Source organism: Streptomyces sp. NPDC054765, assembly GCF_053612065.1.
The window spans coordinates 113,256-136,716 of record NZ_JBSHBP010000011.1 but is presented as its reverse complement, the minus strand read 5'-3'; the positions used below and the strand labels follow the sequence as shown (position 1 = coordinate 136,716).

The following is a 23,461-nucleotide window of genomic DNA, read 5'->3' as shown; positions in this document are numbered from 1 at the left end:
CTCGGTCGTATGAGCACAACCCCGGACAGCGCCGTCCGCGCGTACCTCACCCTGCACCGCGAGGCCTTCCTCCAGGACCTCGCCGACTGGCTGCGCATCCCCTCCGTGTCCGCCGACCCGGAGTGCGCCGGCGAGGTGCGCCGCAGCGCCGAATGGCTCGCCGCGAAGCTCGCCGACACCGGTTTCACGACCACCGAGATCTGGGAGACCGGCGGCCTGCCCGCGGTCTTCGCCGAGTGGCCCTCCGGGGACCCGTCCGCGCCGACCGTGCTCGTCTACGGCCACCACGACGTACAGCCCGCCGCCCGCGAGGACGGCTGGCACACCGACCCCTTCGCACCGCAGACCATCGACGGCAAGCTCTACGCCCGCGGCGCCGCCGACGACAAGGGTCAGGTCTTCTTCCACACCCTGGGTGTGCGCGCCCACCTCGCCGCGACCGGCCGCACCGCCCCCGCCGTCAATCTCAAGCTGATCGTCGAGGGCGAGGAGGAGTCCGGTTCACCGAACTTCCCCGCCCTGATCGAAAAGCACGCCGACCGCCTCGCCTGCGACGTGGTGATCGTCTCCGACACCGGCATGTGGTCCAGGGACACCCCCACGGTGTGCACCGGCATGCGCGGTCTGGCGGACTGTCAGATCGACTTCTACGGCCCCGACCAGGACATCCACTCCGGCTCGTTCGGCGGCGCGGTCCCCAACCCCGCCACCGAAGCCGCCCGGCTGGCCGCCGCCCTGCACGACACCGACCGCCGGGTCGCCGTCCCCGGCTTCTACGACGGCGTGATCGAACTCACCGACCGCGAGCGGGAGCTCTTCGCCGAGCTGCCCTTCGACGAGGAGGAGTGGCTGCGCACCGCGCACTCCCACGCCCCTCTCGGCGAGACCGGCAGCACGACCCTGGAGCGCATCTGGGCCCGCCCCACCGCCGAGGTCAACGGCATCGGCGGCGGCTATCAGGGCCCCGGCGGCAAGACCATCGTGCCGTCCACCGCACAGCTGAAGCTCTCCTTCCGGCTGGTCGCCGGCCAGGACGCGGCCGCCGTCCAGCAGTCCGTACGCGACTGGGTCGCCGCACAGCTCCCGGCCGGCATCCGCCACGAGATCACCTTCTGGGGCGCCACCCGCCCCTGCCTCACCCCGCTCGACCACCCCGCGCTCCAGTCCGTCGTCCGCGCCATGGGCCGGGCCTTCGAACAGAAGATCCGCTTCACCCGCGAGGGCGGTTCCGGGCCGGCGGCCGACCTCCAGGACGTCCTGGAGGTCCCGGTCCTCTTCCTCGGCATCTCCGTCCCGTCCGACGGCTGGCACGCACCGAACGAAAAGGTCGAGCTCGACCTGCTGATGAAGGGCGTCGAGACCGCCGCCCACCTGTGGGGCGACCTGGCGGAGACCTGGCACCCGGCCTGACCGCGCGGCCAACGCCGTACCGCTCCGCGCCCGTACGCAGCAATCACCCACGCCACAGGGGGAGTTGGAAACAGCAGTGACCACCTGGACCGACCACACCGCCGACCGGCCGCTGACCTTCAGCGCGCCGAGCGGAATTGATCGCTCAGCTCATCACCGCCTCGACGAGGCCTGGCTGGCGGCGGCCTGGAGCCACCCGACGACGCGCGTCTTCGTGGTGTCCGGCGGACAGGCGCTGATCGACGACACCCCGGACGGCCGTACCGAACTGATCATGACGCCGTCCTTCGAGGCGCCCCTGACCGAGGCACACCGCTACTACCTCGGCACCGACGACGACGGCGTCAGCTACTTCGCCCTCCAGAAGGACTCGCTGCCCGGCCGGATGGACCAGTCCGCGCGCCCGGCGGGCCTGCGCGAGGCCGGTCTGCTGCTCTCCCCGCGTGACGCCGGCCTGCTCGTCCACGCCGTCGCCCTGGAGAACTGGCAGCGGCTGCACCGCTTCTGCTCACGCTGCGGCGAGCGCACCGGCATCGCCGCCGCGGGCCATATCCGCCGCTGCCCGGCCTGCGGCGCCGAGCACTACCCGCGTACCGACCCGGCCGTGATCATGCTCGTCACCGACGAGGAGGACCGCGCACTCCTCGGCCGCCAGGTCCACTGGCCCGAGGGCCGCTTCTCCACCCTGGCGGGCTTCGTCGAGCCGGGTGAGTCCATCGAGCAGTCGGTGGCCCGCGAGGTCTTCGAGGAGGCCGGCGTCGTCGTCGGCGATGTCGAATACGTCGCCAGCCAGCCCTGGCCCTTCCCCTCCAGCCTGATGCTGGGCTTCATGGCGCGCGCCACCTCCTCCGAGATCCAGGTCGACGGCGAGGAGATCGAAGAGGCCCGCTGGTTCTCCCGCGAGGACCTGCGCGCCGCCTTCGAATCCGGCGAGGTCCTCCCGCCGTACGGCATCTCCATCGCCGCCCGCCTCATCGAACTCTGGTACGGCAAGCCCCTGCCCAGGCCGTGAGCCCCCGCCGGGCGGACGGGCAGCCCGCACGGCGGGCCCGCACACCTGGCGCCGTTGTGCGCACGTGAAGGGCCGTCGGCCGGTCCACGAGGTGGACCCGGCCGACGGCCCTTCGCGGCTGTACGGGCTCGGCCTGGGCGACTCCGCTCATGCGCCGCATGCGCAGCGGCGTCGCCGTCGGAGCGCCCCGCGGTCTTCCGGGAAGCCGTACCGCTGCCGAGGCGAGGCCGCCCCGGAGACCCGGAAGGGGGACGTCCCAGGAGAAGCCGTCAGGCCCCGACCTTCTGCTTGACCTGCGCCAGGGACGGGTTGGTCAGCGTCGAACCGTCGGGGAACAGTACGGTTGGTACCGTCTGGTTGCCGCCGTTCGCCTTCTCCACGAACGCTGCCGACTCCGGGTCGTGCTCGATGTTGATCTCGGTGTACTCGATGCCCTCGCGGTCCATCTGGCCCTTCAGCCGACGGCAGTAGCCGCACCAGGTCGTGCTGTACATCGTCACAGTGCCCGCCATGCGCCCCGCGCTCCTTCGGTAAGTCTTGATCCGGTACGACCCGACGCCGTACTCGGCGAGGCCAAGCAGCACAACGAACATCGGGCCTCAGCCATTCCCGGGGTCTGGGACGAGACCTTCACACGGCTCCTTGACCCGGCCCGAACCGGAGGCTGAACCCCGGGCCGGGCCTGACTCCCGGGCCCGACTCCGAATCCGTACGCAGGCCACCCCGGGGGCTCCAGGCCCATCCGCCGCGCCCGCGTGGTTGCCGTCGCTTGTCCACAGTGGGCCCGATGCGTACGACCGGGGTGCGGCGGCTGTGGACAGGTTTCCCGGGCGCCTCTGTGGACCTGGCAGCATGGCGGGGTGACAGCAGCAACGGACTCCTCTCTTTTCCCGCAGGTGCCGGACTCGGCCGACGGGGTGCTCGACGGGCTCGACCCCGAGCAGCGCGAGGTCGCCACGGCTCTGCACGGTCCCGTCTGCGTGCTGGCCGGTGCCGGCACGGGCAAGACCCGTGCGATCACCCACCGGATCGCCTACGGGGTACGGGCCGGGATCCTGCAGCCCGGGAGTGTGCTTGCGGTCACGTTCACGGCCCGCGCGGCCGGCGAGATGCGCGGCCGGCTGCGGCAGCTCGGCGCGGGCGGCGTCCAGGCCAGGACGTTCCACTCCGCGGCCCTGCGGCAGCTCCAGTTCTTCTGGCCGAAGGCCGTCGGCGGCGAGGTCCCGCGCCTGCTGGAGCGCAAGATCCAGCTCGTCGCCGAGGCCGCCGCCCGCTGCGGCATCCGGGTCGACCGCAATGAGCTGCGCGATGTCACGGCCGAGATCGAGTGGTCCAAGGTCACCCAGACCGTGCCGGCCGACTATCCGGCCGCGGTCGCCAAGGCGGGCCGCGAGGCCCCTCGCGACCCGGCCGAGATCGGGCAGATCTACGCCACGTACGAACAACTCAAGCGCGACCGGGGCAGCATCGACTTCGAGGACGTGCTGCTGCTCACGGTCGGGGTGCTGCAGGACCGGCACGACATCGCCGAGCAGGTCCGCGCCCAGTACCAGCACTTCGTCGTCGACGAGTACCAGGACGTCAGCCCGCTCCAGCAGCGGCTGCTGGAGCTGTGGCTGGGGGACCGCGACACCCTCTGTGTGGTCGGCGACGCCAGCCAGACGATCTACAGCTTCACCGGCGCCACCCCCGACCACCTCCTCAACTTCCGCACCCGCCATCCGAACGCGACGGTCGTCAAGCTCGTCCGCGACTACCGCTCCAGCCCCCAGGTCGTGCACCTCGCCAACGGTCTGCTCGCGCAGGCCAGGGGACGCGCCGCCGAACAGCGTCTGGAGCTGATCTCGCAGCGTGAGGCCGGGCCCGAGCCGGTGTATACGGAGTACGCCGACGAGCCCGCGGAGGCCGAGGGCACCGCCCGCCGGATCCGTGACCTGATCGCCTCCGGTGTGTCCGCCGGCGAGATCGCCGTGCTCTTCCGCATCAACGCCCAGTCCGAGGTGTACGAGCAGGCGCTGGCCGACGCCGGTGTGCCCTATCAGCTGCGGGGCGCCGAGCGGTTCTTCGAGCGGCCGGAGGTGCGCGAGGCCGGCGTCAAGCTGCGCGGCGCCGCCCGCTTCGGTGCCAATGACGCGCTGCTCGACGATGCCCTGGACCTGCCGTCCGAGGTGCGGGCGGTGCTCAGCGACATGGGCTGGACGAGCAGACCGCCGGCCGGCTCGGGGGCGGTACGCGACCGCTGGGAGTCGCTGGCCGCGCTGGTGCGGCTCGCCGAGGACTTCGCCAAGGCCCGGCCCGCGGCCACCCTCGCCGACCTCGTCGCCGAGCTGGACGAGCGGGCCAACGCCCAGCACGCCCCGACGGTCGAAGGGGTCACGCTCGCGTCCCTGCACGCCGCCAAGGGCCTGGAGTGGGACGCCGTCTTCCTGGCCGGTCTCACCGAAGGCATGATGCCGATCACCTATGCCAAGACCGATGAGCAGATAGAGGAAGAGCGCCGGCTGCTGTATGTCGGCGTCACCCGCGCCCGGGTGCATCTGGCCCTGTCCTGGTCGCTGGCGCGCTCGCCCGGCGGGCGGGCCTCCCGCCGCGCCAGCCGCTTCCTCAGCGGCCTGCGGCCCGGTTCCGGGGCGGTGGCCGGTCGCCGTGCGCCGGGCGCGGTCTCGGGGGGCGTCGAGCGCGGCGAGGGGGCGGCGGCGGTGGCCCGGCGTCCCAAGCACCGCAGCCCGGCCCGCTGCCGGGTCTGCAACCGGACCCTCACGGACGCGGGCGAGATGAAGCTGATGCGCTGTGAGGACTGCCCCTCGGAGCTCGACGAGGCGCTCTATGAGCGGCTGTGCGAGTGGCGGGCCGCTCAGGCCGCGCGCTCCCGGCAGCCCGCCTACTGCGTCTTCACCGACAAGACGCTGATGGCGATCGCGGAGGCCGTTCCGGGAACCGAATCGGAGCTTGCGGTCATCTCAGGAGTGGGGCGGCGGAAGTTCGACCGCTACGGCAGTGATGTGCTGGCAATCTGTGCCGGCGAGGAGCTCGGGGGAGCCTCGGGGGACGGGTCCGGGGACGCCGCGGAAAACTCGTCGGAAAAATAGTTTGCGCGCGCGGAGCGCATCCCCATAGCCTTCGGAAGCAACGGAGACAACGGAATCTTCCGAGATCCGATGGATCCGTGCTGTACTTGAACACCCTGGAACGGGATTCCCGGTCCACCGAGACGCCGAGAGGAGGCGAGCCCAGTGATCAGCATCATCGAGACCAACAAAATGACCGATCTCCCGGTCGTCGCCACCTGCCCGCTCGGCTCCTCGCTCGTTGGTACCGGTCTGTCCGGCTTCGGCCGTCTGTCCGGTACCGAGGTCGCGCGCCCCGAATCCCTCGCTGTGCTGACGTGCAGTGAGCGCACCGCGCGACCGACCGAGGCACCTGCGGTAGCAGCAGCGGCGGCATCGGCGAATGCCTTTGCCTACGCGGCGGCCAACGGTGCCGAATCCCGGCAGCAGTACCAGACGCAGCATGACATGTGGGCCTACCGCGGCCTCGAACCCTGGAGAGATCCAGCCTGATCGGCGCGATCAGGTCGGCACCTTCCAGGGCCGCGGAACCCACACCGGGATCCGCGGCCCTTTTGTTTGCCCCATGCGCCCGCCACCAGCCGGGCCGAAACAGACGAGGAACACACCACCGTGCAACTGCAGACGCACACCCCGTCCGTAGCCACCGACCTGATCCCTCCGCCCGACCCGCAGGAGAACTCCTTGCTTCCCCTCACCGAGCTCGACGACGAGATCGACCGCCTCGGCGCTGCCGTTCCGTGCCGGACCTACGACCCCGAGGTCTTCTTCGCCGAGTCCCCGGCCGACGTCGAGTACGCCAAGACGCTGTGCCAGACCTGCCCCGTCCGTGAGGCCTGTCTCGCCGGCGCCAAGGACCGCCGTGAGCCGTGGGGCGTCTGGGGCGGCGAGCTCTTCGTCCAGGGCGTCGTCGTGCCGCGGAAGCGTCCGCGTGGCCGTCCGCGTAAGAACCCGGTCGCGGCATGAACACCATCGGCACAGGAACGATCGATCGTCCCGTCACACGGGATCCCCAGAAGCAGGACCTCACGATGAACCCCTCCCTCACCGACACCCCCGTCCCCGTGAACGCCAACGCGATCGAGTCGCGTCAGAACAGGACCCTCGCCATGCAACTCATCCCAGAAGCCCTGGCGCGTGCGCATATGCACGAACGCCTCCGTGAGGCCGAATCCGAACGCAGGGGTCACCGGCTCGCCGCCGCGCGGCGTATGCAGCGGCGCGCCGAGCGCGCGTCGCGCCGTGCCCGCCGCGCGCTGGCGATGGCCGTGATGCAGTAACGCGGTGCGCTGATGCCGCCACCCATGGGGTCCGTCCGACAGGGCGGGCCCCATGGTGCGTTGTATCCCGCTTTGCGGGGTTGACGGGGATATCGTCGGCTGGTGGACCGGAAGACGCATGAACAGGCGGAGTTGGCCGACGGGAACACGCTGTGCGCCGGCTGCGGCGCCGTCGCCGAGGGCTCCCCGCCGACCTGGACCTGCTCCGTCGAGAACGGTGAGCGCCGCTATTTCTGTGACGGCTGCGCACGGGAGAACATCCGGGCCATCGAGGGACGCCTGGATTCGAGCTGGTGGTGAGACCGGGCACCACCGAGGCCGGCAGAACCCCGGACCCGCCCGTCCGCTCCGGCGGCCGGCACGGACGGCCCGGCACGGACGGCCCAGCATGGGCGGCCCGGCACGTACGGCCCGGGGCCCGGCTCAGGCCGTGGTCTCCTCGACGACCTCCCTGCCGAGGTCCGCACCCCTCTCTTCCTCCACGACGGTGAGGCCGGTGACGTCCGGATCCTCCTCGGGCACAAAGCCGGGCAGCCATGCCTCGAGTTCGTCACGCAGCCGCACCGTCGCCCCCAGCTGGCACAGCACCCCGATCGTGCTCAGCGTCACACGGTGGATCAGCAGGTATGCGGGCGGCAGATTGAGCTGTTTGCCCAACTGGTACGCGGGGGAGCGCGGGTCGCCGATCCGGGCCGCCTGATGACGCATCCAGCCCCGCGTGAAGGTGAATTCGTCGACCTGGGCGGGCTCGATGATCGGCAGCAGATACTCCAGCACCGCGTCCGGATCCAGCTCGACGGACTCCTTGACGAAGCCTTCCTCGCACAGCAGCTGGTAGACGGCGTCCGCCTCGCCGTCCAGCGTCATCCGCAGTGAGGTGCCGATGGTCGGCGGCAGTCCCTCGGGCAGCCGGTCGACGGTGCCGAAGTCCAGCACTCCCAGCCGCCACTCCCCGACCGGGCCGTCCGGGAAGTCCCCGGCCAGCAGCCGGAAATTGCCGGGATGCGGGTCGGCGTGCAGCAGGCCCGTACGGGCAGGGCCGGAGAAGAGGAAGCGCGCCAGGAGCTGGCCGGCCCGGTCCCGCTGCTCGTCGGTGCCGTCCGTGATCACCTCCGACAGCGGCACGCCCTCCATCCACTCCGTGACCAGCACCTCGTTGCACTGGTGGACCACGGCGGGCACCACCACATCCGGGTCGTCGGCGAACTCCTCGGCGTGCGCCTGCTGGGCCTGCGCCTCCAGGGAGTAGTCCAGCTCCTCCGAGACCCGGTCGCGCAGCTCGGTGATCAGCGGCTTGATGTCCATGCCCGGGATCAGCGGGCCCAGCAGCCGGGCGAACCGGCTCAGCTGCGTCAGGTCCGACAGCAGCGCCTGACCGGCCCCCGGATACTGCACTTTGACGGCTACCTCCCGGCCGTCGTGCCACACCCCCCGGTGGACCTGCCCGATCGAGGCCGCCGCGGCCGGCTTGTCCTCGAACTCCTCGAACAGCTCCCGCCAGTCCTCACCGAGCCGCTCCGCCAGCACCGAGTGCACCGTGCTCGTCGGCATCGGCGGCGCCGCCTCCTGAAGTTTCGTCAGGGCGGCGCGGTAGGGGCCGGCGATCTCCTCGGGCAGCGCCGACTCGAAGACGGACAGCGCCTGCCCGAACTTCATCGCCCCGCCCTTCAGCTCACCGAGCACCTTGAAGAGCTGCTCCGCGGTGCGCTGTTGCAGCTCACGGCCGACGATTTCGGCGGATCTGCCGCCGATCCGCTTGCCGAGGCCCCAGGTGGCACGGCCGGCGAACCCCAGTGGCAGCGCGGCCAGCTTGGCGGTGCGGGTGACCGCCTTGCGGGGAAGATCAGACATGCGCCCCTCCAACTCACACTGTCCCCCAACCGGGGTTACTCCGTCATTGTGGCGTGTCACGGCCGAGGATCCGAGGCGCCTGCCGCACTCAGCGGGACGGCAGCGCCGCAGCCGCACTCCGGATGCGGCTCGATCCGCGTCGTCCGCACGCTCGCACACGGCGCGGCGAGCTCCATCCGCGCCCCTGTGCACGGCGGCAGTTCACCGTCGAGGAACGCCAGCGCCTGGACGGCGGCGATCCCCGCGACCGCCGTTGCCAGCGCGGCATCGCAGGCCGGCACCGCGGGGGAACCGCGCCCGGACCGCCATTGCGCCAGCAGCCGCGGCCAGGCAGGCTCCGCGTCCGTACGGCCTAGTTCATCGCAGCGGGCACAGGCCGAACCTCCGGGCAGCACCAACGGACCCACCACACCCGTGCCCTCGATCACCCCGGCGTAAAGATGCGGGATTCCGGCGGTGACCAGCGGCTCGGAGAGCACGGGGTCGGGGGCGTAGGCGCCGAGCCCGTCGCGCGGGGCGAGCACCAGGAGGGAGAGTCCCGGTTCGCCGGACTCGCTGACCGGGACCCTCGGCCGTGGGGTACGGCCCCAGGGGGAGGACCGGTGCACCAGCCGTTGCGCGGCGGCGTCGCGCCGCTCGCCGATCCGCTCGGCCGGCAGCCCGCCGGGCAGCACGTCCCACGGCTGCACCATGCCGCCGTCCAAGACCTCCACCCGGCCGGTCCCCGAGGCCGAGAGCAGCGCCGCGATCGCGGCGCCGACCCGACCCGCCCCCTTGACCCGGGCCCGGACCGCCCGGCGCGCCCCCATCCGGCCCAGGGCGCCGGCGGGCTCCGGATGCCGCACCGAGAGGGACGCCAGATCGGGCCGCAGCCGTTCGAAGGCCGCTCCGTCGGCCCGCACGGCCTCGGCCGCCGGGCCGCCCGCGGTGGGGGCCTCCAGCAGCCCGGCCGCGCCGAGCCGGTCCACCACGCCCCGTGCGTGCTCGGGCGGGAGGTCCAGTAACGCGGCCTCCTCGATCAGTTGCTGCATGGTGCGGGTGCCGTCGATCAGCGAGAGGAAGCTGCCGGTCGCCGTGTCGACCGGGCCGACCACCATCGCATGCGCCGGCGCCACCCCGAATCGCACCGTTTCCCTGTCCCGCCAGCCGCGCCGCAGCGCGGGCTTGAGCATCGGATGTCCCATCTCCGCCCCCGTCCTCCGTCGTCCGGCTCTCAGCATGCCCCGAGCGGCGCAACCCCGCGGAAGTTATCCACAGGCAGTGGGTACCGGTCATACGAGCGGTGCACGCCATGGAGTGGTTCGGCGGCGAACCGTCCGCGGGGCGGGACTTCCGCCAGTGCCAGCGGGTAACGTCGGGCGCGTGCCCGCCGACCCTTCCCACGGCCCGGGGGAGACCCCCTTGCGCCGCGCCGCTGACCCCTCGCGCCGGGCTGCCCCGGGCCTGGAGACCCGCGGGCCGGGCACCAGCGCCGTCGAGGTGCGCCGCAGCTCACGACGGCGCAGAACGGTCTCGGCCTATCGCGAGGGCGACCGCACGGTCGTCCTGATTCCGGCCCGTATGTCCGAGGCCGAGGAGCGCCGCTGGGTCACCGTCATGCTGGACAAGCTCGCCGCCCAGGAGAGCAAGCGGATACTGGGCGACGGCGAGCTGGCCGAGCGCGCCGGGCGGCTGTCCGGCCAGTATCTGGAGGGCCGGGCCCGTCCCGCGTCGGTGCGCTGGGTGACCAACCAGAACACCCGCTGGGGATCGTGCACCCCCGCCGAGGGCAGCATCCGCCTGTCGCACCGCCTTCAGGGCATGCCCGAGTACGTCATCGACTACGTGCTGCTGCACGAACTCGCCCATCTGCTGGTCCCCGGCCACGGCCCCCGCTTCTGGCGCCTGCTGGAGACCTACCCCCGTACGGAACGGGCCCGCGGCTACCTCGAAGGAGTGGTCGCCGCCGACCGGCTGCCCCATCTGCCCGCCGCCCGCGGCGACTGAGCGCGCACACCCGGACGACATCCTCCTCGCCCCGGCATCGCCTGCTGTCGGCGCCAGCGGTTAGCCTGGCCGCGCAGAGCAACTCACGGCGGGAGCGGGGGACGGGCGTTACGTATGTCCAGGGAATTCCAGCGGGGCCACAAGGCCAGGATCGGTGATCTGACGGCGGGCACGGATCTGTACGTCGGCGTGCAGATCGCCGGACCCGGCCTGACCTTCGACATCAGCTGCTTCGGCCTGGACGCCGACGAGCAGCTGTCCGACGACCGGTACTTCATCTTCTTCAACCAGCCCAAGTCGCCCGAGGAGTCGGTCCAGCTGCTCGGGGCGCAGGCCGGCGACTCCGAGTCGTTCCGGGTCACCCTCGACAAGATCCCGCCGCACATCCGGAAGCTCTCCTTCACCGCCGCGCTTGACGGCGCCGGCCAGGTCTCGCAGATCGGCCCCGGCTACCTCCGGATCGTGGCCGGCGGCGAAGAGGTCGCCCGCTACTCCTTCCACGGCAGCGAGTTCAGCACCGAACGCGCCGTCATGCTCGGCGATTTCTACCTCAAGGACGTCTGGCGGTTCGCCGCGGTCGGCCAGGGCTTCGACGGTGGACTCGAGGCGCTGCTGAAGAACTTCGGCGGCGAGGTCGCCGAAGAAGCCGAGGCACCGCAGGCGCCGCCCGCCACGGCACAGGGTGTGCCCGGCTTCGCGCCGCCGCCCGGGGCGGCCGCCCCCGCGCCGTCCTTCGGCGCGCCCGCCGCCGCGCCCGTACCGCCCCAGCCCGCGCCCGGCTTCGGCCCGCCCCAGGGCGCGCCACAAGCACCTCCGGCCGCGCCCCCGCCGCCTCCCGCGCCGCAGCCCGCCGCCCCGCAGGTGCACAGCGCGCCCACCATCGCCGCGCCGCTGGCCCCGCCCGGTGTGCCCGGACCGCCCGGCGGGCAGCCGCCCGCCCCCTACGGTCAACCGGCGCCCGGCCAGGACCCGTACGGACATCCGCAGACCGCACCCGGCGGTTTCCCCGCCCAGCCGGCGCCGCAGGCACCGCCCTACGGTCAGCCCGCTCCGTACGGACCGCCGGCACCGCCCCAGGGCGCCCCGTATCCGGGCGGCCAGGCGGCCGTGCCCCAGGGCGGCGGCCCCGGCCTCGGCGCCGTACTGGACAAGTACAAGGAAGCCCCCACCGGGCAGCGCTGGACCCCGCAGAACAGCAAGCTGATCCGTGTCGACCTCGGTATCGACGGTCAGCCGGTGCTCGCCCGCCAGGGCAGCATGGTGCTCTACCAGGGCAAGGTCGACTTCGGCTACAAGGGCGCCGGCTTCCGCGGCCGGATCGTCGGCAACGCCACCGGCCAGGAAATGCAGCTGATGCGCTGCACCGGCCAGGGCCAGGTCTTCTTCGCGGAGAACAGCGCCCATGTCCACCCCATCGAGCTGCAGGGCGACGCGATCTGCGTGTCCGCCGACAGCGTCCTCGCCTTCGACGAATCGCTGCAGCACGAGGTCCGCCGGATCGAGGGGCACGGCATCCCCGGTGGCGCCCTGTTCACCATGCAGTTCCAGGGGACCGGCACCCTCGTCGTCAAGACCCAGGGCACCCCGGTCGTCCTGCCCGTCACCCCCACCACCTTCGCCGACGCCAACGCCATCGTGGCCTGGTCCGCAGGCTCGCAGGTGATCATCTCCAGCCAGGTGAGCCTGCGCCGGCACGCCTTCCCCGGCCACTCCGGCGAGACCGTGAACCTCCAGTTCCGCGGCGCGCCCGGCAACTTCATCGTCGTCCAGCCCTACGAGGTCTGAGGGAGCCCGCACGTCATGAACCAGCAGCAGCTGTCGGGCTACGCCCCGACCCCGCCCGCCGCCCGTATGGAGAACCACGGCAACGCCATGGTGAAGATCGCCATGCAGAGCGGCCAGGACGTCTTCGCACGCACCGGCTCGATGGTCGCCTACGAAGGCTTCGTCCAGTACGAACCGAACCCGCCCGCCGTCCGCCAGATGGCCTCCCAATGGCTCACCGGCGAAGGCGCACCCCTCATGAAGTGCTCCGGCGACGGCCTGCTCTACCTCGCCGACTACGGCGCGGACGTGGTCTGCATCAACCTCGACGGGGACGCGCTCTCCGTCAACGGCACCAACCTCCTCGCCTTCGACGCGCAGCTCCAGTGGGGCGTACAGCGCGTCAAGGGCATGGCGAAGTTCGCCGGCCAGGGGCTCTTCAACGTCGCTATCTCCGGCACCGGTTGGGTCGCCCTGACCTCCCGGGGCACGCCCATCGTCGTCGACTGCGGCCGCGGCGAGGACGAGACCTATGTCGACCCGGACGCCCTGGTCGCCTGGTCGACCCATCTGAAGATGAAGGGCAAGCGCAGCTTCAAGGCGTCCTCGATGATCGGGCGCGGCAGCGGCGAGGCATACCAACTGGGCTTCTCCGGCCAGGGGTTCGTCGTCGTCCAGCCCAGCGAGGACAGCACCGACCGGCTCCGGGCCCGGGGCTGAGGGGGAGGACCGAACACGCCATGCAGAGTCCGCTTTTCGCCTTCACCGAGGCACAGACCCAGGACCGCTACGCCCTGCAGAACAGCCAGCTGCTGCGCGTCGCCCTCCAGGGCCACGAGGACGTCCTCGCCCGTAAGGGCGCGATGGTCGCCTATCAGGGGCTGCTCGAATTCGACGGCAGCTACCAGACCCCCGGCCAGCACCGCGCCCGCGCCCACTCCGGTGAGGGCCTCGACCTGATGCGCGTCTCCGGGCAGGGCACGGTCTATCTGGCCAACCTCGCCCAGTACGTCCATGTCGTCGACGTCGACCACGACGGACTGACCGTTGACAGCAGCTATGTCCTGGCGCTGGACTCCGGCCTCCACTGGGAGGTCGTCTCCGTCGACAGCCAGTACGGCATCTCCGGCACCGGCAAGTATCAGCTCAACATCTCCGGACAGGGCAAGGTCGCCCTGATGACCTCCGGCCGGCCGCTGATGTTGCAGGTCACGCCCGACAAGTACGTCAACGCCGATGCCGACGCGGTGGTCGCCTGGTCCGCTTCGCTGCGTGTGCAGATGCAGGCGCAGACGCACTCCTCCGGGGTGTGGCGGCGGCGCGGCAACACGGGCGAGGGCTGGGAGCTCAGCTTCCTCGGCCAGGGCTACGCACTGGTCCAGCCCAGCGAGCTGCTGCCGCCGCAGAACGCCGTCGTCGGCGCCGGTATGGCCGCCCAGTTCGGCATGGGCCAGCAGGGCGCGCGAGGCATGAACCAGGGCAATATCTTCACCAACTGAGCGCCTTCGAGGCGCTGTTGACGCACTTCAGCGCCCGCCCCGGGAAAGGGCGGGCGCCGAAAAGCGGGTGCGGCCGGGCCACTGCCCTTAGAGGAGCGCGCGGGTGCGCTCGACCAGCTGCACCACCGACGCATCGGCGACGTCGGGCACCTCGTCGTACGCGAACCACCGCAGATCCAGCGACTCGTCGCTGATCGCCGCTACCGCGCCCTCGGGCGCCAGCGCGGCGTACTGGACATCCCAATGCACCGCACAGGGCGTGTGATGACGATCCAGCTGCACCGGGCCGCCGGGCAGCAGCGTCAGCCCCTGCGCGATCCCGGACTCCTCCCGCGCCTCACGCAGTGCCGCGGCGGCCAGCGAGGTGTCCTCCGGCTCGCAGTGGCCGCCCATCTGCAGCCACATCTGCAGCTTGCGGTGCAGGGTGAGCAGCACCCGGCCGCCGGCCGGGTCGATCACCAGCGCGCTGGCCGTGAGATGTCCGTCCTTGCAGGGCTTCCACATGCCGTCCTGATGGGCGGCGAGGTGATCCAGATAGGCCAGCCGCAACTGCTCCTGGCCGGCCGACGGCGCGGGCCACTCCTTGAGTGCCCGCGCCGCCTCCGCATGCAGACTCACGTGGCGTCGTCACCCTTGCTCTCGCCGGGGGCCTCGTCCGGGCCGTCGCTCTCCCGAGCGGGCTTGCCCGGCTCCGGGCTGCCGCCGCTCGCGGCCTCCCCGAGCATCTTGTCGAGCTCGGAGAAGTCCGCCTGCTCGTGATGCACAAAGCCGTCCGGGTCGTCCAGATCGGCCGCCGTCGGCAGCATGTCCGGGTGCTCCCACAGGCCGTCGCGGCCCTCCAGGCCCCGCGCGTCCGTCAGCGACGCCCACAGCCGCGAGGCGTCCCGCAGCCGCCGCGGACGCAGCTGCAGACCGATCAGCGTCGAGAACGTCTGCTCGGCGGGACCACCCCCGGCCCGGCGCCGCCGCAGCGTCTCACGGAGCTTGTCCGCGGACGGCAGATGCGGCCTGGCGGCGGCATGCACCACCGCGTCCACCCAGCCCTCGACCAGCGCCAGCGCGGTCTCCAGCCGGGCCAGTGCCGCCTTCTGCTCCGGGGTGTCCTCGGGCTGGAACATGCCCTGCTGAAGGGCGTTCTGCAGCTCCTCGGGATGCTGCGGATCGATCTGGCCGACCACATCCTCCAGCTTGCTGGTGTCGACCTTGATGCCGCGCGCATAGCCCTCCACGGCACCGAACAGATGCGAGCGCAGCCACGGCACATGGGCGAAGAGCCGCTGGTGAGCGGCCTCGCGCAGGGCCAGATACAGCCGCACTTCCTCCTCGGGCACGCCCAGGCCCTCGCCGAACGTCGCGATGTTCCCCGGCAGCAGCGCGGCCTTGCCGGCCGGCCCCAGCGGAAGTCCGATGTCCGTCGAACCGACGACCTCACCGGCCAGCACGCCCAGCGCCTGGCCGATCTGGGTGCCGAACATCGCGCCGCCCATGGAACGCATCATCCCGAGCAGCGGGCCCGCCATGGCCTGCATCTCCCCGGGCAGGACGTCGCCCATGGCCGCCCCTACGCGCTCGGCCAGCGGATTGACCAGGTCCTTCCACACCGGGAGGGTCTCCTCGACCCACTCGGCGCGGCTCCAGGCCACCACCGAGCCGGAGCCCGAGGGCAGGGACGTCACCCCGTCCAGCCACAGGTCGGCGAGGCGGACGGCCTCCTCGACCGCGGTCCGCTCACCCGGCGACAGGCTCGCGTCCTTACTGCCGTTCTCGGCGCCCTGCGCGACGGTCTGCCGCGCAATGTCCTTGGCCATGTCCCAGTTCACCGGGCCGCCCTCGTAGGAGAGCATCTGTCCGAGCTTCTGGAAGGCGGCGCCCAGGTCGCCGGGGTTCATTTCGCCACCGGGGCCGCCCATGCCGCCGAAGAGCGCCGCGAACGGATTGTCCGCGCCGCCGCTCCCGCCGCCGAACCCGAACGGGTCCGCGGGGCCCTGGCTACCTCCCTGGCCGCCCTTCTTCTTGCCGTTGTCGCCGTCCTCCGGCTCCTCCGGCGGAAGGCCGAATCCAAATGGGGTGTCACTCACGGGTTTCCTCGGCTCGTAGGGCCGCCGGCCAGGTGGCCGACGGCGGCTGCCCGACATCACCTCCAGCGTAGACACCCGGACCGCTTCGGGGCTCGGTGCTTCGCTGACCCGGTGGCTGGGGCAGGATGGACGCCACCTGGTGCGCACGCATGACCACACGTCCGCACTGAAGACAACCGCTGGAGACGCCCGGTGAGTTCCCCAGATCCGACCGTTCGCGCAGCGCGAAACGCTGCGGCCCAGACCGAGAAGGCAGACGACACTGCAGGTGGGGCCACGGACCGGCCACTGCGCCGGCCCGTGGTGGCCGTCACCGGAGCCGCCTCCGGAGTCGGTGCGCTGCTCACTCGCGCCCTGGTTGCCTCCGACGAGGTCAAGGAGGTGGTGGCCATCGACGAGCGGCGCGGCGACGTCGCCGAGGCGCACTGGCACGTCCTGGACGTCCGGGACCCGGCCATCGCCGACAAGCTGCGCGGCGCGGACGTCGTCGTCCACCTGGCGCTCGACCTCGACCTGGAGACCGACGACGCGGCGCGCACCGCGTACAACGTGCGCGGCACCCAGACCGTGCTCACCGCCGCCGCGGCCGCCGGCATCCACCGGGTGGTGCTGTGCACCTCCGCCATGGTCTACGGGGCGCTGCCGGACAATGACGTCCCGCTGGCCGAGGACGCCGAGCTGCGGGCCACTGCGGACGCCACGGGGGTCGGTGATCTCCTGGAGATCGAGCACCTGGCGGACCGCGCGCCCCGCGCACACCCCGGCCTGAACGTCACCGTGCTGCGCCCCACCGTCCTGGTGGGCGGCACGGACACCGCGTTGACCCGCTACTTCGAATCGCCCCGCCTCCTGGTCGTCGCCGGATCCCGCCCCGCCTGGCAGTTCTGCCATGTCGAGGACCTGGTCAGCGCCCTGGAGTTCGCCGCGCTGGAGAAGGTCGACGGCGAGCTGGCGGTGGGCTGCGACGGCTGGCTGGAGCAGGAGGAGGTCGAGGAGCTCTCCGGCATCCGGCGCATGGAGCTGCCGTCCTCGGTGGCGCTGGGCGCCGCCGCCCGTCTGCACCGCATCGGCCTGACGCCGTCGCCCGCCGGGGACCTCGCGTACACGATGCATCCGTGGGTGGTCAGCGGCAGCCGGCTGCACGATGCGGGCTGGCGGCCCCGGTGGACGAACGAGGAGGTGCTTGCCGAGCTCCTGGAGGAGGTCGCCGGACGGCACACCGTCGCCGGCCGCCGGCTGGGCCGCAAGGACGCCACCGCCGCGGGTGCGGCCGGTGCCACCGTCGCCCTCCTGGGCACCGCCGCTCTGGTGCGCCGTGCCCGTAAGGCCCGCCGCCGCATCTGAGCGGAACGGGGCCCGAGCGGAACCGGGCCCGGCGGGCTGGAGGAGTCTCCATATGGCGGCCGGGACGGTCGGTGGGAAACGGCCGTTCCGTGCCGTGCCTGCGTACGGCACGATGGGGGTATGTCTGGCATGCCTTCCCCTTCGTCCCCCGGCCGCGACCACCCCGGTGAGCAGGCCGCGGCAGACCCGGTCCGGCTCCTGGAGATCCGCGATACCGCGCTGTCCGTGGACGAGGTGTTCGCGGCCGTGGGGGATGCGTCGGCCGGCGGCACGGCCCTGTTCGTCGGCACGGTCCGCTCGCACGACAACGGCGCCGACGTGGACGGCCTGGGCTACTCCGCGCACCCGACGGCCGAGGCGGAGATGCGCCGGATCGCCGAGAAGGTGATCGCCGACTACCCGGTCCGGGCGCTGGCCGCCGTCCACCGGGTAGGCGATCTGCGCATCGGTGACCTGGCCGTCGTCGTCGCGGTGTCCTGCCCGCACCGGGGCGAGGCGTTCGAGGCCTGCCGCAAGATGATCGACGACCTCAAGCACGAGGTGCCGATCTGGAAGCATCAGACGTTCTCCGATGGCACGGAAGAATGGGTGGGCGTTTAGCCGCCCTCTTCTGGCAACCGCCCTCTTCTGGCAACCGCCCCCTTCTGGGGTGGAGGGCGGGTGGGTGCGAAGCGCCGTCTTCTCGGGGCCTTCGGGAAAGCCGGGCCCTGTGCGTAATGACGCGGTCCCGGGGCAGGCGAAGAGGCAGACGCGGCAGGTGGCGGCCCTGTGGCCACGGGGTGATGGCCTCCCAGCGGGAGGCCGAACCGGTGCCTTGTGTTCCGGTTGCGTAACCCGCCCCCTGGCGTGAGCGTTGACCCAGCAGATGGTTAATCTGCTTATTCGTCGATCGCGGTCGTACAAGGGGTTGGGAGGTCGCTGATGGGTGCGCTTCTCTGGTTGCTGATTCCGGTGGGTGCCGGGCTGATCGCCGCGGTGTGGAGCAGCTGGGCCCTACGGAACCGCAAGTCCGGGGATGTTGCAGAGCTCGCGGGTTATGCCCGGTTCCGTGACGCCATGGAAAAAGAGCATTCCGTTCCCGACCCCGCCTCGGACCCCGTCTGAGTTCTCCGCCGGTTCGCGAAAGCAGGCGCCGCCCTCCGGGATGACGGCCGTCCAAGGGCCGGTATCCGGCCTCGTTCGGACGGCCCCGCGGGCCGGTTGTCATACCCGTCCCGTACTGTCGTTCCATGCCACGCCGCACCGCGACGCTCCTCGCCTCGATCCTGATGCTGATCGCGCTGCTCTGCGCCGGGGTGCTGATCCCCGTGCCGTACTCCGAGATGTCGCCGGGGCCGACGGTCAACACCCTCGGTGATCACGACGGCGAGCCGGTGCTGCAGATCTCCGGACGCAAGACGTACCCGACGACCGGTCATCTCAACATGACCACCGTCCGGGTCACCGGCCCCGACTACCGGATGAACCTCTTCGAGGCGGTGTACGGCTGGCTCGACCACAACAACGCCGTGGTGCCGCACAAGACGCTCTACCCCGAGGGGCAGACGGCCGAGCAGGCCGACCAGGAGAACGCCGAGGAGTTCAGCCAGTCCCAGGAGAGCGCCAAGGTCTCCGCGCTGAACCAGCTGCACGTCCCGGTCGCCACCCAGACCGTCGTCGCATCCGTCGTCAAGGACAAGCCGGCCGACGGGCGGCTGCACGCAGGCGATGTGATCAAGGCCGTGGACGGCACGGAGGTCAGGCAGACCGGCGATGTCGCCAAGCTCGTCACCCGGCACAAGCCGGGCGAGAAGGTCGTCTTCACGATCATCCCCGCCAAGGATGCCGCCGCGGCGGAGAAGAAGGGCGAGAAGCCCCGGACCGGTGCCAAGCAGATCGCGGTCACCACGCAGAAGGCGGACGACGGCCGCGCCATCGTGGGCATCCAGGCCGGGGTGGACCACCTCTTCCCGTTCCCCATCGACGTCAAGCTGGCCGATGTCGGCGGCCCGAGCGCCGGGCTGATGTTCGCCCTCGGCATCGTCGACAAGCTCACGCCCGGGGACATGACGGGCGGCAAGTTCGTGGCCGGTACGGGCACCATCGACGACAAGGGCAAGGTCGGCCCGATCGGCGGCATCTCGATGAAGACGGTCGGTGCGCGGGACAAGGGCGCGGAGTTCTTCCTGACGCCCAAGGAGAACTGCGCCGCCGCGGCCAAGGACACCCCGCAGGGGCTCACCCTGGTCAAGGTCGGCACCATAGGCGACGCCGTCAAGGCGCTGGAGAAGATCCGCAAGGGCGACACCGCCGGGCTGCCGGGCTGCAGCCCCGCAGGCCGTTCCTGAGGCACCTGAGGCAGGGGAAGACGGGGCCGGACGCGCACGTCCGGCCCCGTCGTCAGCCCCGGCAGGCCGCGGTCAGCCCTCGAACGTCGCCGCCAGCGCTTCCGCCAGGCCCGGCACCAGCGCCGAGCCGGTGAGCACCTCGGACGTGGAGTCCTTCTCGCGCAGCCGCAGTGCCGACTCACGCCGTCCGTCGCGCAGCACGGCCACCGTCATCCGGACCTCCTGGCGGTCCGGGTGCTTGGCGACCCACTTGGCGAGCTGCGCCTCGTCCATGCCCTCGGGCTCGGAGTCCTCGGCGGACGGCGGCAGCATCAGCCGCTCCACGGTCAGCGCGCAGCCGGTCACGGCATCCGGCCAGGCAATGGTGGCGAGGAACTCGTCCAGCGGGACGCCCGCCGGGATCTCGTCCTGTTCCACGGGGGTCAGGGACGTGGTGGTGGAGTCGTCGATGCCGAGCTGGGCGGCGAGCGAGGGCTCCTGCGCACGCAGCTTGGCGGTGTCGACGAGGGCGAACAGTCGGGCGGGCTGGTCCCAGCCGAGCCCGGCGCTGTACTCGTCGATCTCGAGCACCGCGCGGGTCAGGGGGTCGGCGGCGAGGGGGGTGCCGTCAACGGGGAGGTTGGTCATGCTCAACATCGTGCCTTGTGTACCCCGGAAAGCGGGAACTGAGTAAAGCCTTCGTAAGTTGCATCGGTGGGTCCTACTATCGCCGGGCCTGCTCCACACGACAGCGAACTTCGAGGTGCGCACCTTGGCTTTCCAGATGCCGGACCGCGGCTCAGGCCCGACAGGGCCACGGATCAGAGTCGGCCGACCATCGCGGCGGATCCGGACCCTGCTCATGACGTTGGGTGTGCTGGCCGTATTGGCCATGCTCTTCGTGATGTTTGCGGGGTTCTGGACCGATTGGCTCTGGTATCGCTCGGTCAACTACTCCTCGGTCTTCACCACCACCCTGTGGACCAAGATCGGTCTGTTCTTCTCCTTCGGCGTCCTGATGGCGGTGGCCGTCGGCGTGAACGTCTGGCTGGCGTACCGGCTGCGGCCGCCGCTGAGCGCCATGTCCGTGGAGCAGCAGAGCCTGGACCGCTACCGGATGGGCATCGCGCCGTTCAAGAAGTGGGCGCTGATCGCCGTCACCGCGGTGATCGGGCTGATCGCCGGTGCCTCCGCCTCCGGTGAGTGGCGCACCTGGCTGCAGTGGGTCAACGGCGTGCCGTTCGGCAAGACGGACCCGCAGTTCGGCAAGGACATCGCCTTCTACACCTTCGATCTGCCCTGGTACCGCTTCCTGTTGAGCTTCGGCTTCGCCTGTGCGGTGCTGTGTCTGGTCGCCGCGGCGCTGACGCACTACCTCTACGGCGGGCTGCGGCTGACCAGCCCCGGTTCGCGGGCGACCGCTGCGGCGACCGGCCATCTGTCGGTGCTGCTGGGCATTTTCGTCTCGCTCAAGGCGATCGCGTACTGGCTCGACCGGTACGGTCTTGCGGTCAAGTCCAGCGGCCTGCGGTCGGCCGACAACTGGACGGGCCTGCGGTATGTCGACGCGAACGCCTACCTTCCGGCGAAGACGATCCTGTTCTTCATCGCGGCGATCTGTGCCGTGCTGTTCTTCGCCACCCTCTGGCGGCGGACCTGGCAGCTGCCGGTGATCGGCTTCGGCCTGATGGTGCTCTCGGCGGTCCTCATCGGCGGGCTGTATCCGGCGATCGTGCAGAAGTTCCAGGTCGATCCGAACGAGCAGGCCAAGGAAGCGCCGTACATCAAGCAGAACATCAAGGCGACCCGGGATGCCTACGACATCCAGGACTCCGAGGTCACACCGTACAAGGGCGATTACCGGCCCACCGACAAGGCGGACAGCGGGCGCCTGCGCGACGACGCCGACACCACGGCCAGCGTGCGGCTGCTCGACCCGAACGTGGTCTCGCCGGCCTTCCAGCAACAGCAGCAGGTGCGCGGGTACTACCAGTTCCCCTCCACCCTCGACGTCGACCGCTACAAGGACAAGGACGGTGCCGAGCAGGACACCGTCGTCGGCCTGCGCGAGCTGAACATCGCCGGCATCCCCGAGCGCAACTGGATCAACGACCACTTCAAGTACACCCACGGCTACGGCGCGGTCGCCGCCAAGGGGACCGAGACCTCCGAGGGCGGCGGTCCGCAGTACACCGAGTCCGACCTGCCGTCCAAGGGGCAGCTCGGCTCGTACCAGCAGCGGGTGTACTACGGCGAGAAGACCTCGCAGTACTCCATCGTCGGCGGTCCGCAGAAGGAACTGGACTACTCCGACGACAGCGGCGAGAAGAGCTACAGCTACCAGGGCAAGAGCGGCGTCAACCTCTCCAACCCGGTCAACCGTGCCGCGTACGCGGTGGCGTTCGGGGAGCCGCAGATCCTCTACTCCGGCGCGATCGGCAAGGGCTCGCGGATCCTGTACAACCGCACGCCCAAGGAGCGCGTCGAATCCGTCGCCCCCTGGCTGACCATCGACGGCGACGCCTATCCGGCGGTCATCGGCCACCGGCTCAAGTGGATCGTGGACGCCTACACCACCAGCAACGGCTATCCGTACGCCTCGCGCACCACGCTCGGGGACAGCACGGCCGATTCGCTCACCGACGGCCAGCGGGCGGTGGTGGCCCAGCAGAACCAGGTCAACTACATCCGTAACTCCGTCAAGGCGACGGTGGACGCCTACGACGGCTCGGTCAAGCTCTACCAGTGGGACGAGAAGGACCCGGTCCTCAAGACCTGGATGAAGTCGTTCCCCGGCACGGTCGAGAAGAAGAGCGCCATCAGCCCGGCGCTCAAGGAGCACCTGCGCTACCCGCAGGACCTCTTCAAGGTGCAGCGCCAGCTGCTGACCACCTACCACGTCACCGACCCGGGCACCTTCTACACCGGCTCCGAGCGCTGGCAGATCCCGAACGACCCGACGACCAAGTCGGGCAACGCCGTACCGCCGTACTACCTGAGCATGAAGATGCCGGACCAGAAGAACCGCGCGTTCTCGCTGACGACGACCTTCACGCCCAACAAGCGCGACAACCTCGGTGCGTTCATGGCCGTGGACGCCGATGCGACCAGTGGTGACTACGGCAAGATCAGACTGCTGAAGCTGCCGTCGGAGACGCCGGTGCCCGGCCCCCAGCTGGTGCAGTCGAAGTTCAACTCCGATCCGGTGATCGCCAACGAGCTCAACATCCTCAAGAAGTTCGGCGACTCGGAGATCGAGTACGGCAATCTGCTGACCGTGCCGCTGGACGGCGGGCTGCTCTACGTCGAACCGGTGTATCTGCGCGGCGCCAACACCAACTACCCGCTCCTGAAGAAGGTGTTGGTGAGCTACGGCGACAACAAGCCCGTCCTGGAGGACTCCCTCAAGGACGCGCTGGATGTGGTCTTCGGCAAGAAGGCGCCCAGTTCGGGCACACAGACCCCGCCGGGCGGCACCAGCCATCAGCCACCGGCCGGCCAGACCGTGCAGCAGGCCCTGGGTGACGCGCAGAAGGCCTATGAGGAGGGCGAGAAGGCGCGGGCCTCGGGCGACTGGGCCGGGTACGGCGAGGCGCAGAAGAAGCTCAAGGCGGCGCTGGACCGGGCGGCGAAGGCGTCCGAGAAGAGCGGCAAGCCGGGCAGCTGAGGCGGCCGGCCGCAGGCCGGCCCGGGGGCCGCCGGTGCGACCCGGCGGCCACCGGGCCGCGACGGTGCCGGGGCCGGTCCGCCGCCGTGATACCTTGAGGACACAACGACGCGGGGTGGAGCAGCTCGGTAGCTCGCTGGGCTCATAACCCAGAGGTCGCAGGTTCAAATCCTGTCCCCGCTACTGATCGCCGAAG

The 23,461-nt window shown here is 70.9% G+C and carries 22 protein-coding genes and 1 tRNA gene; 17 read left to right on the top strand and 6 right to left on the bottom strand.

Features of this window, described 5'->3' with window-relative positions; translation table 11 throughout:
* The first annotated feature begins 9 nt into the window (after nucleotides 1-9).
* Together ACWGJY_RS10505 and nudC are read left to right on the top strand one after the other, a co-directional pair.
* The gene (locus ACWGJY_RS10505) at nucleotides 10-1,410 is read left to right on the top strand and encodes a dipeptidase (protein WP_453260370.1); all 1,401 of its coding nucleotides are present in this window, start codon (nucleotides 10-12) and stop codon (nucleotides 1,408-1,410) included.
* Between the two features lie 76 nt (nucleotides 1,411-1,486).
* A complete protein-coding gene (gene nudC, locus ACWGJY_RS10500; protein WP_453260369.1) occupies nucleotides 1,487-2,422 on the top strand; it encodes an NAD(+) diphosphatase in 936 nt (311 codons plus the stop codon).
* A gap of 269 nt (nucleotides 2,423-2,691) precedes the next feature.
* Here the strand turns inward: nudC and ACWGJY_RS10495 are convergent, their stop codons facing one another.
* Nucleotides 2,692-2,934 carry a mycoredoxin gene (locus ACWGJY_RS10495; RefSeq protein WP_453260368.1) on the bottom strand — a complete coding sequence of 81 codons (243 nt, stop codon included), beginning with the start codon at nucleotides 2,932-2,934 and terminating at the stop codon, nucleotides 2,692-2,694.
* Between the two features lie 348 nt (nucleotides 2,935-3,282).
* Between ACWGJY_RS10495 and ACWGJY_RS10490 the strand changes: the two genes are divergently transcribed.
* The 5 genes from ACWGJY_RS10490 to ACWGJY_RS10470 all read left to right on the top strand — a co-directional run bounded on the left by ACWGJY_RS10490 (nucleotide 3,283) and on the right by ACWGJY_RS10470 (nucleotide 7,070).
* The gene (locus ACWGJY_RS10490) at nucleotides 3,283-5,511 is read left to right on the top strand and encodes an ATP-dependent DNA helicase UvrD2 (RefSeq protein WP_453260367.1); all 2,229 of its coding nucleotides are present in this window, start codon (nucleotides 3,283-3,285) and stop codon (nucleotides 5,509-5,511) included.
* Nucleotides 5,512-5,655: 144 nt separating this feature from the next.
* Nucleotides 5,656-5,982 carry a hypothetical protein gene (locus ACWGJY_RS10485; protein WP_453260366.1) on the top strand — a complete coding sequence of 109 codons (327 nt, stop codon included), beginning with the start codon at nucleotides 5,656-5,658 and terminating at the stop codon, nucleotides 5,980-5,982.
* A 120-nt stretch (nucleotides 5,983-6,102) separates the two neighbouring features.
* Entirely contained in the window at nucleotides 6,103-6,456 is a 354-nt protein-coding gene (locus tag ACWGJY_RS10480) for a WhiB family transcriptional regulator (RefSeq protein WP_026169602.1), read from the top strand.
* On the top strand, nucleotides 6,453-6,770 hold the full coding sequence (locus ACWGJY_RS10475; RefSeq protein WP_453260365.1) for a hypothetical protein: 318 nt from the start codon (nucleotides 6,453-6,455) through the stop codon (nucleotides 6,768-6,770). The genes ACWGJY_RS10480 and ACWGJY_RS10475 overlap by 4 nt, the downstream gene beginning before the upstream one ends.
* Nucleotides 6,771-6,872: 102 nt before the next feature.
* Nucleotides 6,873-7,070, top strand: coding sequence for a hypothetical protein (locus ACWGJY_RS10470; RefSeq protein ID WP_453260364.1), 198 nt, complete (start codon nucleotides 6,873-6,875; stop codon nucleotides 7,068-7,070).
* Between the two features lie 123 nt (nucleotides 7,071-7,193).
* On the opposite strand, the gene ACWGJY_RS10465 is transcribed toward ACWGJY_RS10470, so the two are convergent.
* Nucleotides 7,194-8,621 (bottom strand): ABC1 kinase family protein, encoded by a 1,428-nt coding sequence (locus tag ACWGJY_RS10465; protein ID WP_453260363.1) that lies wholly within the window; start codon nucleotides 8,619-8,621, stop codon nucleotides 7,194-7,196.
* 56 nt (nucleotides 8,622-8,677) lie between these two features.
* The gene (locus tag ACWGJY_RS10460; RefSeq protein ID WP_453260362.1) at nucleotides 8,678-9,805 is read right to left on the bottom strand and encodes a ThiF family adenylyltransferase; all 1,128 of its coding nucleotides are present in this window, start codon (nucleotides 9,803-9,805) and stop codon (nucleotides 8,678-8,680) included.
* A 178-nt stretch (nucleotides 9,806-9,983) separates the two neighbouring features.
* On the opposite strand from ACWGJY_RS10460, the gene ACWGJY_RS10455 reads away from it, so the two are divergent.
* From ACWGJY_RS10455 to ACWGJY_RS10440, 4 genes are all read left to right on the top strand, one after another.
* Nucleotides 9,984-10,607, top strand: coding sequence for a M48 metallopeptidase family protein (locus tag ACWGJY_RS10455; RefSeq protein ID WP_453260361.1), 624 nt, complete (start codon nucleotides 9,984-9,986; stop codon nucleotides 10,605-10,607).
* A gap of 114 nt (nucleotides 10,608-10,721) precedes the next feature.
* Nucleotides 10,722-12,392 (top strand): TerD family protein, encoded by a 1,671-nt coding sequence (locus ACWGJY_RS10450; protein ID WP_453260360.1) that lies wholly within the window; start codon nucleotides 10,722-10,724, stop codon nucleotides 12,390-12,392.
* 15 nt (nucleotides 12,393-12,407) lie between these two features.
* The gene (locus tag ACWGJY_RS10445) at nucleotides 12,408-13,091 is read left to right on the top strand and encodes an AIM24 family protein (RefSeq protein ID WP_453260359.1); all 684 of its coding nucleotides are present in this window, start codon (nucleotides 12,408-12,410) and stop codon (nucleotides 13,089-13,091) included.
* 20 nt (nucleotides 13,092-13,111) lie between these two features.
* A complete protein-coding gene (locus tag ACWGJY_RS10440; protein ID WP_453260358.1) occupies nucleotides 13,112-13,870 on the top strand; it encodes an AIM24 family protein in 759 nt (252 codons plus the stop codon).
* An 87-nt stretch (nucleotides 13,871-13,957) separates the two neighbouring features.
* On the opposite strand, the gene ACWGJY_RS10435 is transcribed toward ACWGJY_RS10440, so the two are convergent.
* On the bottom strand, nucleotides 13,958-14,488 hold the full coding sequence (locus ACWGJY_RS10435) for an NUDIX hydrolase (protein ID WP_453260357.1): 531 nt from the start codon (nucleotides 14,486-14,488) through the stop codon (nucleotides 13,958-13,960).
* On the bottom strand, nucleotides 14,485-15,948 hold the full coding sequence (locus ACWGJY_RS10430) for a zinc-dependent metalloprotease (protein WP_453260356.1): 1,464 nt from the start codon (nucleotides 15,946-15,948) through the stop codon (nucleotides 14,485-14,487). The genes ACWGJY_RS10435 and ACWGJY_RS10430 overlap by 4 nt, the downstream gene beginning before the upstream one ends.
* Before the next feature lie 192 nt (nucleotides 15,949-16,140).
* Here ACWGJY_RS10430 and ACWGJY_RS10425 point away from each other — a divergent pair, with 192 nt between their 5' ends.
* The 4 genes from ACWGJY_RS10425 (at nucleotide 16,141) to ACWGJY_RS10410 (ending at nucleotide 19,619) form a co-directional block, all read left to right on the top strand.
* Nucleotides 16,141-17,292, top strand: a complete 1,152-nt coding sequence (locus ACWGJY_RS10425) for an SDR family oxidoreductase (protein ID WP_453260355.1) — start codon at nucleotides 16,141-16,143, stop codon at nucleotides 17,290-17,292.
* 120 nt (nucleotides 17,293-17,412) lie between these two features.
* Nucleotides 17,413-17,892, top strand: a complete 480-nt coding sequence (locus ACWGJY_RS10420; RefSeq protein ID WP_453260354.1) for a molybdenum cofactor biosynthesis protein MoaE — start codon at nucleotides 17,413-17,415, stop codon at nucleotides 17,890-17,892.
* Between the two features lie 321 nt (nucleotides 17,893-18,213).
* Entirely contained in the window at nucleotides 18,214-18,396 is a 183-nt protein-coding gene (locus tag ACWGJY_RS10415) for a hypothetical protein (RefSeq protein ID WP_453260353.1), read from the top strand.
* A gap of 125 nt (nucleotides 18,397-18,521) precedes the next feature.
* Nucleotides 18,522-19,619 carry a YlbL family protein gene (locus tag ACWGJY_RS10410; RefSeq protein WP_453260352.1) on the top strand — a complete coding sequence of 366 codons (1,098 nt, stop codon included), beginning with the start codon at nucleotides 18,522-18,524 and terminating at the stop codon, nucleotides 19,617-19,619.
* 72 nt (nucleotides 19,620-19,691) lie between these two features.
* On the opposite strand, the gene ACWGJY_RS10405 is transcribed toward ACWGJY_RS10410, so the two are convergent.
* Nucleotides 19,692-20,246 (bottom strand): PPA1309 family protein, encoded by a 555-nt coding sequence (locus ACWGJY_RS10405; protein WP_453260351.1) that lies wholly within the window; start codon nucleotides 20,244-20,246, stop codon nucleotides 19,692-19,694.
* Nucleotides 20,247-20,460: 214 nt separating this feature from the next.
* Between ACWGJY_RS10405 and ACWGJY_RS10400 the strand changes: the two genes are divergently transcribed.
* A complete protein-coding gene (locus ACWGJY_RS10400) occupies nucleotides 20,461-23,265 on the top strand; it encodes a UPF0182 family membrane protein (RefSeq protein WP_453260350.1) in 2,805 nt (934 codons plus the stop codon).
* 109 nt (nucleotides 23,266-23,374) lie between these two features.
* A tRNA-Met gene (locus ACWGJY_RS10395) sits at nucleotides 23,375-23,448 on the top strand.
* The last annotated feature ends 13 nt before the right edge of the window (nucleotides 23,449-23,461 follow it).